The sequence below is a fragment of the Azospirillum thiophilum genome (assembly GCF_001305595.1).
Classification (GTDB): domain Bacteria; phylum Pseudomonadota; class Alphaproteobacteria; order Azospirillales; family Azospirillaceae; genus Azospirillum; species Azospirillum thiophilum.
In genome coordinates, this window is record NZ_CP012407.1 from 153,757 (window position 1) to 168,796 (window position 15,040).

At 69.7% G+C, this 15,040-nt stretch carries 1 protein-coding gene; it reads right to left on the bottom strand.

Annotation, left to right across the window (positions count from 1 at the left end; translation table 11 throughout):
* Window positions 1-8: 8 nt before the first annotated feature.
* Window positions 9-14,714, bottom strand: a complete 14,706-nt coding sequence (locus AL072_RS31935; RefSeq protein ID WP_045585459.1) for an autotransporter-associated beta strand repeat-containing protein — start codon at window positions 14,712-14,714, stop codon at window positions 9-11.
* Window positions 14,715-15,040: the final 326 nt, after the last annotated feature.

A 15,040-nucleotide genomic window follows, 5' to 3' on the forward strand; every position in this document is an offset into this window, starting at 1 on the left:
GGCCGCCGTCAGGCGGCCCAGCTGTCGGGCAGGATGTGGCTGGCGAGTGCCGCCAGCAGGTCGGTGGCGCCGGCCGGACCGCCATGGGCGCGGGCGACCTGACGGGCGAAGCCGGGGGAGGCCGGCATGATCTCGGCACGGTCGTCCGTACCACGCTCCGCCGGCTGTCCGGCCCCGTCCGCCGGGGTGCCGCCGCCATCCTGAGGGGCGCTCTGGTTCTGGGGCTGGTTTTGGTTCTGGGGCTGGCCCTGCTGCTCGCCCTGGCCCTGACCTTGACCCTGCTGGCCCTGCGGACCCTGGCTCCCCGGCTGTCCGGCCGCCGGGCCGCGGCCCTGTCCGGTGCCGAGGCCATTGCCCCGCTCCTGGCCAAGGCCCTGTCCTTGCCCCTGCCCCTGTCCGTTGTTCAGGCCGTTGTCCTGGGTGCCGGTCTGGCCAGGGGTGCTTTGGCCGGGAGTGCCCTGGCCGGTCTGGCTGCCGCCGGTGTTGCGCGTCGCGCCACCCGTGCCAGCACCAGTGCCCGCGCCCGTTCCGGTCCCTCCGGGCGTGCCGCCGGTGCCGAGGCCGCTGCCCAGGCCATTGCTGCCCAAGCCGCTGCTGCCAAGGCCGCCGCCGTTCAGACCGCCGCCCAGGCCGCTCCCTCCCAGCACGCCGCCCAGACCACCGCCCAGACCACCGCCGAGGCCGCTTCCTCCCAGCCCGCTGCCGGAGCCAACGCGGGAGCCGCCGCCGATGCTGTTCAGCGTGACCGACCGGCCGGCATCCGTGCTGGACGAACCGCCGCCGATGCTGTTCAGCGTGACCGACCGGCCGGCGTCCGTGCTGGACGAACCGCCGCCGATGCTGTTCAGCGTGACCGACCGGCCGACATCCGTGCTGGACGAGCTGCCGGGCGTTCCGCCGCTGTTGCCGCCGTTGCCGCCCGGCAGGGTCGGTCCGGAGCCGGTGCTGCCGGAGCCGCCCAACGGGCTGTTCGAGGAGCTGCTGGAGGACGGGCCGTTGGACGAGGAGCCGGTCGTCGAGCTGCCGGACTGCGACGGGCCGTTGCCGCTGACGGTGACGGGCGTGGTCGTCACCGGGGTCGTGTTGGTGGTGGTCGTGCTGGCACGGGCCACCGTGACCGTCACCGTCGCCGCGGCCGAGCTGTTGCCGGCAAGGTCGCGGGCCTGGATGCTGATCGACCGGCTGGTCGCCGCACCGGCGAAGCTCGGGTCGGTGGCGCTCGACCGCAGCCCGATCGCCTGCACCGCCGCCTGATAGTCGGCGGCCGACGCCACGCCGGTCAGCACGATGCTGTTGCCGTCGCGGGTCGCGGTGATGCCGGCCGGCAGGGCGCCGATCACCAGTTCGTCGCCGCTGCGGGCGTCGGTCAGGGTGACGGTCACCCGGTTCAGCGAACTGGCGTCCGACAGCGAGACGGCGGAGCCCAGCGTCGCCGTGCCGCCGGCGCTCAGCGTCGGAGCGGTCCCGCCGGCGGACACCGTCGGGGCCTGGGTGTCGACCGTCAGGCTCAGCGTTCCCGACCGGCCGATGTTGCCGGCGCTGTCGGTGGCGGTGGTCACCACGCTGTGGGTGCCGTTGGTCAGCGGGGTGGTGACGGCGAAGCTCCAGGCTCCGTCGCTGCCGGCGGTGGCCGTTCCGACGGTGACGCCGTCGATGATGACGGTGACCGTGCTGTTCGGATCGGCGGTGCCGGTAAGGGTCGGCCGGTCGATCGGGGTGACGTTGGCGCTGTTGTCAATGCCGCCGGCAATCGCCGGGGGCGACAGCACCGGCGGCGTGGCGTCGACGGTCAGCGTCAGTGCCGCCGAGGTGCCGCTGCTGTTGCCGGCCGGGTCGGTCGCCCGGCCGGTGATGGCATGGGTGCCGTCGGCCAGCGGGGTGGTGGGCGTGAAGCTCCAGTTGCCGTCGGACCCGGCGATGGTGGTGCCGACCGCGACGCCGTCGATCAGCACGGTGACGGTGGAGCCGGCTTCCGCCGTGCCGCCGACGGTCGGACGGTCGAGGTTGGTCAGCCCGTCGGTGGTGGAGACGCCGGTGTCCTGCCCGGACGCCAGCACCGGGACCGAGGGGGTCGCCGGGGCGACGGTGTCGACCAGGACGTTCTGCAGGCCCGGCATGCCGGTCAGCGTCGCGGGCAGCGGAATGCGGGCACGGTCGGTGATGCTGCCGCCGTTGTAGTTCAGTCCGGTGACGGCGATGCCGTCGGCGTCGGCGTCGCCCGCCTGCACCACATAGTCGAAGCGCAGGACCGTCCCGCTGCTGGCCGCCGGGTTGTAGACCGCCTGACGGGTCTGGCCGCCGACATCCAGCGTGATCGTCGGGACACCGTTGACGATCACCACCTCGCTGGTCTGGACAAAGAAGCTCATCGTCCGGCCGACGCCGTAGGTGCCGTCGGTGGGCGCAACGATGCTGCTGATCGTCGGCGCCGTGGTGTCGATGGCGATGTTCTTGTTCAGCCCCAGCGACCGCACGTCGCCCGGCATCGTCAGGGTCAGGACTCCGGCATTGCCGGCGATGTCCGTGATCGAACCGGCAAGTGCCGACGTGCCGACCGCGTCCAGGTCGGCGGCGGTGTCGCCGGCCTGCACCGTATAGGTGAAGGTCAGCGTGTTGGTGCCGGCCCCGCTGCTGTAGGTGGCGGTGCGGCCGGTGTTCAGCGCCAGCGTCGGAGTGCCGTTGACGGTCACCGCCTCGCTGAAGGTCACCTGGATCGAGATGGTCTCGCCGGTGGTGTAGGTGCCGTTCTCGGTGCCGGCGGTCACGTTGGTGACGGTGGGATGGACACTGTCGATGCGCACGGCACCCATGCCGGCGACGTTGTTCAGCGTGCGGATCGCGCTGTTGCCGATCAGGTCCGCGATGCTGCCGCCGCTGATCGAGGCGCCGATGCCGATGCCGTCGGCGTCGGTCAGGTTGGTGCCCACGGTGTAGCGGAAGGTCAGCGCGGTGCCGCCCGATCCCGACAGGTAGGTTGCCTGCACCACCGTGCCGTCGTCGAGCGTGATTCCGAAGGTCGGCGTGCCGGTGACGGTGACCGCTTCCGAGAAGGTGACGGTGACGTCGATGGTCTCGCCGGCCCGGTAGGTGCCGTTCACCGCCGAGACGGCGCTGACCGTCGGGGCCGCGGTGTCGATGACGATCGCCTTGTTGGCGCCCAGCGAGTTGGCGGCGCCCGGTGCCGCCAACGTCAAGATCGCGTCCAGGGTGGTCGAGCTGTCGGCGATGCTGCCGCCGTTCAGCGTCAGCGCACCCGTCGAGGCATAGTCGAGGTCGGCTGAGTTGTCGCCGTCCTGCACCGTGTAGGTGAAGGTCAGCGTCGTCGTCCCCGACCCGCCGCTGTAGGTGGCGCTGCGGCTGGTGAGACCCAGCGCAAGCGCCGGCGTGCCGGTGACCGTCACCGCCCGGGTGAAGGTGACGGTGATTGTGACGGTGCTGCCGGCCTTGTAGGTGCCGTCGGCGGTGGTGGCGGTGACCGACGAGACAGTCGGGTTGACCAGCGAGGTCAGCACCAGGTCGTTGCCGGTGCCGCCGACGTAATCAACCGTGTAGAGGTCGCCGTTCGTGCTCAGCGTGTCGCCCTGCGCCAGCCCGGACAGGGTGCTGGACACCGCACCGACGCCGGTCTGGTCGATGACCGTGTAGGTGGCGGCGTTGACGGCGGCGAAGCTGTTGACCCGGGCGACGGTGACGGCGCTGGAACCGCTGGCCAGCGTGACGCCGCCGCTGACGATCACCTGGTCGTAGCTGCCGGCCGCCGTGCCGGCGATCTCGACCGCCAGGGTGCCGCTCATCGACAGGTTGCCGTTGACGGTCAGGCTGCCGATGCCGTTGTTGGTCCCGGCGACGCCGGGGGCCAGGGTGCCGCCCGCGTCGATGGTCAGCGTGCCGTACAGCAGAGCGGTGCCGGCGAGAGTCGCGCCGCTGTTCACCGTGATCGCGCCGTCGTAGGAGCCGCCGCCCGTCAGCAGCAAGGTGCCGGCCGACACCGTGGTGGTGCCGGGATCGGGACTCCCGCCGGTGGCGAGGGCAAGCGTGCCGGTTCCGGTCTTGGTGAATCCGTGGTTGCCCGAGATGACGTTGCTGAGGGTGGCGGTGTATCCCGACCCGACGTTGATGGTGGCGACGCCGCTCTGTTGGATGTAGTTGCCGAAACTCCCCGTCACCGCGAAGCTCAGCGTCGTGCCGGCGGCCAGCTCGACGCCGGACTCGCCCAGGCCGCCGGTGGAGGCGGCGATGATCGTGCCGGCGGAAATGGTGGTACCGCCGTTGTGGGTGTTGGCTCCCGACAGGGTCAGCGTGCCGCTGCCCTGCTTGGTGAGCGACCCGCCGCCGGAGCCGCTGATGACGCCGCTGAACTCCGTCGACGTGTTGTTGCCGCCGGCCTCCAGAGTCCCGACCAGCACGATAGCGCCGGCTCCGGCGATCGACCCCACCGTTTCCGTGCCCGACACCGACAGCGTCGCCCCGCTCGCCACCGTCACCGCGTTGGTGTCGGCGATGGCCGAGTTGCCGGTCAGCGCCAGCGTACCCGCCGACACGGTGGTGGCTCCGGTGTAGCTGTTGGCGCCCGACAGGGTCAGGGTGCCGGTGCCGGTCTTGGTCAGGCCGCTGCTGTTGGTGGAGGAGATCACGCCGGAGAAGGTCGTGGAGCTGTTGTCGCCGACCGTCAGGCGGTAACTCAGCACCACGGAGCCGGCCCCGGCCAGCGATCCGATGGCCTCGTTGCCGACGACCAGCGACAGGGTGGCGCCGCTCGCCACCGTCACCGCGCTGGTATCGCCGATCGCCGAACCGCCGGACGCGGCCAGCGTGCCCGCCGAGACCGTGACGGCGCCCGTGTGGGTGTTGGTTCCGGACAGGGTCAGGGTGCCGCTGCCCGTCTTGGTCAGCGCCCCCGATCCCGACAGCACGCCCGACAGCGTCGCCGCCGCCGAGTTGCTGATGGTCGACCCGTCGGACAGCGCGATGGCGTTGGCGATGGTGGTGGCCCCGGTGATCGACAGGGCGCCGCCGTTCAGTGTCACCGTCCCGGAACCCAGGTTGTCGGCGGCGGCGACCGACAGCGTGCCGGACGACACGGTGATGCCGGTCATGCTGTTGGTTCCGCCCAGCACCAGCGCGCCGGTGCTCGTGTTCGCCACCGTCAGCGCGCCGTTCGACACCGCGCCGCTCAATGTCAGAGCCTCGGTGATGGTGTTGTCGACCGTCCGGGTCGCGCCGCCCAGATCCACGCTGCCGGTAAAGGTCAGCGCCGCCGAACCGGACATCGTCATCGTGCCGCCCAGCACGAGGTTGTTGGCGATCGTCCGCGCGGTGGTGTCCGACCCGCGGACCTTGCCGCCGTTGATGGTCAGCGTCCCGGTTCCCACCGCGGCGTCGTTGCCGAATTGCAGGATGCCGCCGCCGAGCGTCGTGCCGCCCGTGTAGGTGTTGGTCCCCGAAAGGCCCAAGGCATTGCCGCCGTCGGTGCTGGCGATGCTCAACCCGCCCGTGCCGGAGACGGTGCCGCTCAGCGTGACCGCGCCGGCAGAGACGTCGATGGTGCCGCCGCCGCTGCCGAGCGTGACGCCGTTGCCGCTGCTGAAGGCCGCCGTCGAGGCCAGCGTGCCGCCGTCCAGCGTCAGCGTCGTCTGGCCCAGGTTGGCGGACGCCCCCACCGCCAGGGTGCCCGCCGTCACCGTGATCCCGCTGACGCCGGAGCCGGAGCTGTTGTTGGTTCCGGACAGCGTCAGCGTCCCGCTGCCCGACTTGGTCAGCGTGTAGCTGTTGCCGGTGATGTTCCCGCCGATCGTGACCGCCGCATCGGTCCGGACCGCCGCCGATCCGGTCAACGCCACCGCATTGTCGATGGTGGTCGCGCCCGTGACCTGCAGCGTGCTTCCGGCCGCCAGGCTGACCGTGCCGGAGCCCAGATTGCCGTCGGCGGCGATGCCGACCGTTCCCGCCGAGACCGTCAGCGTCGAATAGCCGTTGGTCCCCGACAGGATCAGCGTCTCCGTCCCCGTCTTGGTGAGGCCGAAGGAGTCGCCGATGGTCCCGCTCATCGTCAGGCCGCCGGCATTGACGCCGACCGCCGCCGCCGCCGTCAGCGTCACCGCCCCCGACAGCGTGTTGGTTCCGCTGACATTGTAGATCGCGCCGGAACCGGACACGCCGGTCCCTGCGGCCGACACCGCCTCCGCCAGCGTGATGCCGCCCTGCAGGCCCAGGGCGGCGCCGCTCGTCACCGTGGTTCCGCTTCCCGTCGTGCCCAGCGCGTCGGCGTGCGCCGCGATCAGCATTCCCGTGCTGACCGTGGTGGCGCCGGTGTAGCTGTTGGCGCCCGACAGGGTCAGCCCGCCCGACCCGACCTTGGTCAGGGCATAGGCGCCGGAGACCACCCCGCTCACCGTCAGGGAGTCCGTGCCGTTGTAGGCGCCGATGGCGGCGTCCGCCGCCAGGGCGATGGTGCCGGTGAGCGTGGTCGCACGTCCGTTGGCGTCGTCATTGACCTTGATGGCGCCGATCCCGGCCGAGACGCCGATGCCGCTGATGGTGAAGTTCTCGGCGATGGTCAGCCCGCCGAGCAGGCGTAGCGTCGCGCCGCTTGCCACCGTGGTGCCGCCGTCGGTGCTCCCCAGGGCGCCGTTGCTGCCGGCGATCAGCACCCCGGTGCTGACGGTGGTGGCGCCGGTGTAGCTGTTGGTGCCCGACAGGGTCAGCGCGCTGCCGCCGGTCTTGGTCAGGGTGCCGGTGCCGGAGATCGTGCCCGACAGGGTGGCGGTCCCGCTGGCCTCGACCGTCCCGCCGGAGTTTCCCAGCGTGATGGCGTTGTCGATGCTGCCGGTGCCAGTCAGGCCCAGCGTGCCGCCGTTCAGCGTCACCGCCCCGCTGCCCAGGTTGCCGTCGGCGGCGACGCTCAGCGTGCCGGCGCCGACCGTGGTCGTGCCGGAGAAGTTGCCGCTGTTGCCGCTGTTCGATAGGGTCAGCGTGCCGCTGCCCGCCTTGGTCAGCGCCGACGTTCCGGACAGCGCCCCCGACAGCGTCACCGCGGCGCTGTTGGTGATGGTGGAGTCCGCATTCAGGTCGATGGCGTTGTCGATGGTGGTGGCGCCGGTGACCGACAGGCTGCCGCCGTTCAGCGCGACCGTGCCGGTGCCCAGGTTGGCGTCGCCCGCCACCGACAGCGTGCCGGCGCTGACGGTGATGGTGTTGATACCGGTGCCGCTGGTGCCGCCGGTCGCGGTGTTGTTGGTACCGCCCAGCACCAGCGTGCCGACGCCGCTCTTGGTCAGGGCTGCGGTATCGGTGCCGTTGTCGGCCAGGGTGGAGTCGATGGTCAGCGTGTCACCCTCGCTGACGCTGACGCCGAAGCTGTTGCCCAGCGTGAAGCCGTTGGCGGCGATGGTGATCGACCGGCTGTCGGTGTCGCTGTCCATCGCCAAGGTCACCCCGTCGCGCACCGTCAGGGTGGCGGGCAGCGTGATGGTGCCGCCCAGCGTTGTGGCGAAGCGGATGGTGACGTTGCCGGTTACGGCGTTGGCAAAGGCGATGGCCTCTTTCAGGTCCAGGCCGCCGCCGTCGGCCTTGTCGGCCGTATAGGTGCCGGCCGGTGCGCTGCTGTCGATGGCGGTGACGTCGACCGTCAGGTCGTTCGTCACGCTGATGCTGAACACCTTCTCATAGGTGGCGGTGCCGTCGCTGACCTGGATGCGGATCGAGTAGCTCTGCCCGGCGGTCAGGGTGCTGGCGTTGTTCGCCTGAAGCGCCGTGCCGGAGATGTTGAACAGGGCGTTGTCGGTGTCGCCGGTGCCGCTGACCAGCGTATAGGTGAAGGTCTGGCCGGTGTCGGCATCGGTCTTCGACAGGGTGCCGACCACCGCATTGGTGCCGTCGAAGATGGTGACGGAACTGTTCGACAGGGCGATGTCGGTCGGCGCGTCGTTGATCGAGGTGGCGGTGACGACCGTGCTGCTGTTGGCGCTGCTGCTGGTCGTGCCGTCGCTGGCGGTCAGGGTGAAGGTGGTCTGCACCGTGCTGCCCGGCACCACCTGGTTGTTGGTGGGGGTGAAGACCAGCGCCTGCAGCAGGGTCTGCAGCCCGCCGGGCGTGGTGGCGGTCAGCGTGTAGTTGCCGGCGGTGCCGGTCAGCCCGCCGCCGGCGCTGGACAGCGTGCCGTTGGCCGCGGTGTAGGTGATGAGGACGGTGAAGGTGCCGGTGTTGTCGTCGGTGTCGCCCACCGTCACGTTGCCGAAGGGCGTGGTGGTGGCGTTGTCGTCGACGGTGCCTGCGGTGGTGAAGGTGCCGGCCAGTGCCGGCGCCTGGTTGACCGGTCCGGTCAGCACGACGTCGTTGCTGTTGCTGCCGGCGGCATAGCTGACGGCGATCGACCCGTTGTTCAGGGTCAGCGTGGCACCCGAGGCCAGCCCGGTGAAGGTGCCGGTGACGGCGTCGCTGCCGTCGTTGGAGATGATGGCGAAGCTGTCGCCGCTGGCGGTCTTGGCCGGGGAGTAGCTGCCGCCGGCGTTCAGGGTGGCGCTGCTGACGTCCACCGCCCCGGTGACCGCCACCTGGTCATGGCTGCTGGTGCTGACCAGATCGACCGCCAGGGTGCCGCCCGACTGGATGGTCAGGCCCCCGTTGACGGACAGGGTGCCGACGCCGTTGTTGGTGCCGACGATGCCGGGGGACAGCGTGCCGCCGGACTGTACGGTCAGGCCGCCGTTGACGGTGCCCGTGCCGGCCAGCGTGCCGCCGCTGCCCACCGTGACCGCGCCGGCCGACGACCCGTTCAGGGTGCCGGTGACGATCAGGGTGCCGGCCGACAGGCTGGTGGTGCCGGTGTAGGTGCCGGTGGCGGACAGGGTCAGCGTGCCGGCGCCCGACTTGGTCAGGCCGCCGGAGCCGCTGATGACGCCCGACAGGGTCAGGGCGTTGCCGGTGTCGACGCTGACGGTGCCGTGGCTGCTGCCGAGCGCGACGGCGTTGGCCAGCGTGAGGGTGCCGGTGGAGGCCAGCGTGCCGCCGTTCAGCGTGACGGTGCCGGTGCCGAGGTTGGCGGCCGCACCGACCGACAGCGTGCCGCCGGTCACCGTGGCGGCCCAGGCGGTGGCGTTGTTGGTGCCGGACAGGGTCAGCGTGCCGCTGCCGCTCTTGGTCAGCGTGTTGGTCCCGGCGGCGATGGTGCCGGACAGGGTCAGCGCGTCGGCCGTGCTGACCGTGCCGCCGCCGGTGCCGACGGTCAGGCCGTTGGCCAGCGTGACGCTGCTGCCGGTCACCTCCAGCGTGCCGCCGTCGCTCAGCGTGATGTCGGCGCTGCTGATGTTGCCGGACCCGGCGATCGACAGTGTGCCGGCGCTGACCGTTGTGGTGCCGGTGTAGCTGTTGGCGCCCGACAGCGCCACCGTGCCCGCCCCCACCTTGGTCAGAGTGTAGCCGCCGGAGATCGCGCCGGAGATCGTCAGCGTGTCGCCGGCGGTGTAGGAACCGATGCCGGCGTCGGCGGCCAGCGTGACGGTGCCGCTGAGGGTGGCGCTGCCGGTGCCGCCCCCGTTGACCTTCACGGCACCGACGTCCGAGCCGGAGATCGAGACCCCGCTGCCGCTGATCGTCAGGTTCTCGGCGACGGTCAGGCCGCTGTCGATGCGCAGGGTGGCGCCGCTGGCCACCGTGGTGCCGCCCGCCGTGGTCCCCAGCGCGTTGGCGTGGGTGATGTAGACGATGTTGGCGTTGATGTTGGTGGCGCCGGTGTAGGTGTTGTTCCCGCCGAGCGTCAGCATCTGCCCGCCGGTCTTGGTCAGCGAGCCCGACCCGCTGATGATCCCCGACAGGATGGCGCCGCTGCTGGAGACGTTGATCGTGCCGCCCGACGCCCCCAGCGCGATGGCGTTGTCGATGGTGCCGTTCACGTTGGCGAGGACGAGCGTGCCGCCGTTCAGCGTCAGCGTGCCGCCCATCAGGTGATCGTCGTTGCCGATCGACAGCGTGCCGTCCGACACCGTGATGCCGCCGGTCAACCCGGCCTCGTTGCCGGTGTTCGACAGGGTCAGGGTGCCGGCGCCGCTCTTGGTCAGCGCCTGCGCGCCGCCGGAGAAGGCGCCCGACATGGTGACGGCGGCGCTGTTGGAGATCGTGGCATTGCCCGACAGCGCCACGGCGTTGTCGATGGTGGTGGCGCCGGTGACCGCCAGCGTGGCTCCCGCCGCCAGCGTGACCGTGCCGCCCACCAGCGCGTTGTCGTCGGCCACCGCAAGCGTGCCGTCCGAGACCGTGACGCCGCCGGTCAGCCCGGCCTCGTTGCCGGTGTTCGACAGGGTCAGGGTGCCGCTGCCGCTCTTGGTCAGCGCCTGCGCGCCGCCGGAGAAGGCGCCCGACATGGTGACCGCGGCGTCGGTCCGGACGGTGGCCGCACCCGACAGCGCGACGGCATTGGTCAGCGTCGCCGCCCCGGTCACCTGCAGGGTGGTGTCGGCGGCCAGCGAGATCGTGCCGGTGCCGATGTTGGTCTGGCTGCCGATCACCAGCGAACCGGCGCCGATCGTCGCCGCCCAGGCCGACCCGCTGTTGGTCCCCGACAGGGTGAGCGCGCCGGTGCCGCTCTTGGTCAGGGTGTTGGTGCCGGCGGCGATGTTCCCCGACAGGGTCACGGCGGCGCTGTTGGAGATGGTGCCGCCGCTGCTGAGCGTAAGGGCATTGCCCAGGGTCATGGCGCCGGTGAGGTCCAGCGAGCCGCCGCTGAGCGTGATCGTGCCGGTGCTGATGTTGTTGGCCGCACCGATGCTGAGCGTACCGGCCGAGACATCCAGGCTGCCGCTGTGGGTGTTCGTCCCCGACAAGGTCAGCGTGCCGGCCCCCGCCTTGGTCAGCGCCCCCGTCCCGGAGATCACCCCGGACAAGGTCAGCGCGGAGCCGTTGGAAATGGTCGCGGCGCCGTTCACCACGATGCTTTCGTCAAGTGCCGTGGCGTTGGAGATGGCGAGCGTGCCGCCGTTCAACGTCACCGTCCCCAAACCGAGACTTTCACCCGTCGACGTGGCGTTGACCGTGCCGCTGTTGATCGTCCAGCCGCCTTCGAGAGCATCGTTGTTGTTCGACACCGTCATGCTGCCGGCGCCGCTCTTGGTCACCGGCCCATCGCCGGAAACCCCGTTGGACAGCGTCAGGTGTCCGCTGCCGGTCTGCAGGAAGGTGGCGCCGCCGGTCCCGATCGCGAATGTGTTGTCGACGGTCAGGACGTTGGCGGCGGTGGCGAAGACGCTACCGCCGCGCAAGGTGACGTTGCCGTCGCCGAGATTGCTGTCGCTGGAGATGGACAGCGTGCCGCCGGTGACGGTGGTGGTGCCGGAATAGCTGTTGGTTCCCGACAGGGTCAGCGTGCCCGACCCGCTCCGCGCCAGGTTGCCCGCTCCTTCGATCACGTTGGCGATCGACTGGGTGTCCCCCGATCCGCCGGAGATGGTCAGCGTCTTGCCGCTGGCGATCGAGATGGTGTCGCCGGCGGCGGCCGCCGACAGGGCCAGCGTGTTGATCGAATCGGCGTCGAAGGTGATGTTTTCCGAGATGGCGAGCGAGCCGAGCGACAGCTGGATGCCCCCGACGTTGAACGAGATGGTGGCGCCGCCGGCTTGGGCGTTGGCGATGGCCACCGCCTCGCGCAGCGACAGGCCGGTGCCGTCGTTCAGTTCCGTGGTGTAGCTCGCCGTCCCTGCCGCCTCGTCCGTCGCCGTGGTGACGATCAGCGAGCTGGAGACGGTGACGGTCAGCGTCTGGTCGGTGGTCGCGCTGTTGGCGTCGGTCGCCCGCACCACCAGCGTGTAGGTTCCCGGCGTCAGGTTGGCGGCGTTGCCGGCGGTGACCGCCCCGCCGGCGCTGACCGAGAACAGGGTGAACGGGCTGCCCGAGGTGGCGCTGTTGACGCTGACCAGCGAATAGGTGATCGCGTCGCTTTCCGGATCGGTCGCGGTCAGCGTCTTCACCGCAGCGCTGGTCCCGTCGAAGGTGCTGACCGACGCGGTGTTCGTCGAGGTGAAGGTCGGCGCGCCGTTGACCGCGGTGACGGCGACGGTGCGGGTCGCCGCCGTGGCGGCGTTGCCGGCGCCGTCGGTCAGGTTGAAGGTGACCGTGCGGTTCGAGGTGCCGGGATTGTTGGAGGTGTTGTTGTACCGGATGGCGGCGACGGTGTCCTGGATGTTCTGCGCCGTCGCCGAGGACAGGAAGGTGATGGTCCAGGTGGTGCCGTTGGTGACGCTGGAGGTGGTCACCGTGCCGATGTTGGTGGTGCCCGACCGCAGGTCGGTGCCGTTGATGTTGATGCCGGTGCTGGTGCCGGTCGGCAGCGACAGCGTGTCGGCCGCTTCGTTGTTGGCGGTGATCTGCACGGTCAGCACCGACCCGCCGGGGGTTCCCGCCTCCGTCAGCGTGGCGGTGGAATCTAGCGCGGTCGCCGCGCCATTTTCGGTGTAGGCGAGCGCCGTCCCGTTGGAGATGGTCAGTACCGGCGCGGTGGTGTCGATGGTGATGCTGTTGGAGGATGCGGCGCTGACGTTGCCGGCCGCGTCCACGGAGTAGATCTTGTAGGTGCCGTCGGCCAGCCCGGTGGTGGCGATGCTGGTGTTGGTGTTGGCGGTGGCGACCGTGGCCTTCTTCGCCGTGGCGGCGGTGACCAGCGCCTCCAGCGAGGCCTGATCGGTGATGGTGGCGGAGGACAGCACGAGATAGACCGTGCCGGTCTCCGTGCTCTGCGCCGTGCCGACGCCCGCGCTGTTCTTGATCGTCGCCGTGGTCACCGACGCGGTGGGGGCGGCGGAATCGACCAGGACGTTCGCGGTGGCGCCGATGCTGTTCAGCGTCGTGGTCAGGTCGTTGCCGCCGTTCTTCAGCGTGCCGCCGTTGGCATCCAGGCTGCTGACGGCGATGCCGTCGCTGTCGGTCAGGTTCCCTTCGACGGTGTAGCTGAACACCAGCGCCGTCGTGCCGGAGCCCGACTGGTAGGTGGCGTATTTGGTGGTGCCGCCGATGTCCAACGCCAGCCGCGGCGTACCGCCGGTGGTATCGACGGTGATGGCGGCCGATGTGTTGACCGTGAAGCTGAGAGTCTGGCCCTGGACATAGGTGGCGTTCGACGGCACCGAGACGGACGACACGGTGGGACCGGCGCTGACGGTGAAGGCGCCGTCATGGTTGATGGTGGGGTCGTCGGTGCTGGTTCCGCTGTCGGCGCCGCGCACGCCGTTCTTGGCACCGCTCGAAACCGAGTCGGTAACGGTCTGGCCGGTGGTTTCGTTCAGCTTGTAGTAATGCAGAAGCCCGGATTCCGAGCCGGCCAGTTCGGTACTGCGATTGTTGCCGATTTCGGTTGCTGTGCGGGCCGTGTTCCAGATGCGGATTTCGTCCATGACGCCGTTGAAGGAGGTGCCGCCCTGATCGGTTACATCGGCACCAAAAACAAAGCTCAGGCCAGAATAATCTTTGAAGTTGCCGCCAGCTGACGGGCTGAACGATTGCGTGCCCTTGGATACGCCATCAACAACCATTTGGATGTTTACAGTGCTCGTATCGCCGACTGTAAAGACAGCGGCAATGTGCGTCCACTGTCCTGTGGGTATCGTGACTGCAACGCCGGCGTTCGGGGCTTCTGTCGATGACGTGGCGATTAGTTGTCCGGAATTGTACCATAGGGTCAAGCTTCTGGTTTCTGAGCCCCCGGTATCGTTATCTATGGGAACGTCGCAACTAAATATAGTGGTGTAGTTGGTCCAGCTCGTCGGATTGACCCAGAGTTCGACGGTGAATGCAGTAAGACCATTCAGATCATTGGCGACGTTGGTAAGCGTTATCCGATCATCTGCGCCATCGAAAGTATAGGCTCGGTTGGCGCCGCTGTTCAGTTCGGTCGCGAAGAGCGACCGTGCGTCCGCCGTGAAGGGAGTGTCGGTTTCGATCGAACCGGTCTGCTCTTCCAGCGTCCAATCGCCGGTGACGTTCCGTCCACCGGTGACGTCGTTGGAGGCGGCGACATCGGCGCCGGTGGCGGAGGACAGGGCATCGAGGAAGGCGGTGCTGCCGGGTTCCGCGACATCGCAGCCGTACAGCAGCAGGTCGCCGCCGGGGCTCAGCGCGCGTCCCCATTGTGCCAGCGAGTCGCGCAGGCCGTCGATGGCGGCGGCATCGACGCGGTCGGCCCCCAGCGTCACGAACCCGGAACCACCGTGCGACACGATGTGGATGGCGTCATAGCCGCTGTGGGTCTGCGCCCATTGGGCGATCTGGGCGACGCCGCTGGAATTGCCGTCCAGCAGAACGACCTCCACCCCCGCCTTGGCCCCGTCGATCAGCGTCTGGTAATCGGCGACGTTCGATTCGATGAAGACGACTTCGCGTCTGCCATCGTTCTGCGCCGGGTCGGCGGCGCGGATTTCCACCGGGGGCGGAACCGGGGCGGTCGGGGCTGCGGGTGCCGCCACCGGGGCGGCGGCCTGCGGCGCTTCGGAGGATGGCTGCCCGGCCGGGTGATCCGGGCCGGTGTCCGCCGGGTGGTCCGCAGCATGATCGGTTGCGGGGTCGGGGGGCGCCACCGCCGCCGGGTCGGCGACGGCGGCCCCGGCGGCATCGAACATGAATCGGGGTTCCAGCGCGAAGGCCATCGGGGCCTTGCCCGCCGTCCGCAGCACCTTGCCGTCCGCCCTGCCGCCTGCGGCACCGGTCTTCGCAGCACCCGTCTTCCGCCCGAACATCGATTTCATCCCCGCACCCGTAGGAAACCCGAGAATTAGCACTCTATGATCAATTCTAGATTGATATTGGAAAGCGGCGTCAGGCACAACATGCAGGCATGCGTCGAAATGTGACTTTTCACGGGGAGCCGTCCGGCGCGGCAGCCGCAAAGGGAAATCTTTGTAACATTCTCTCCCTCCATTATCCCCGCAAGAGAAGGGGGTGGGGCCGGTGCGCGGTCATCTCATCCGGTCGAGGACAGGTGCCGTAATGCCGCGGGCGGTGCCGGGACTGGCTGTGCATTGCAACGCAAAATCATTAATAACGGATTTTCATATATGCGCTA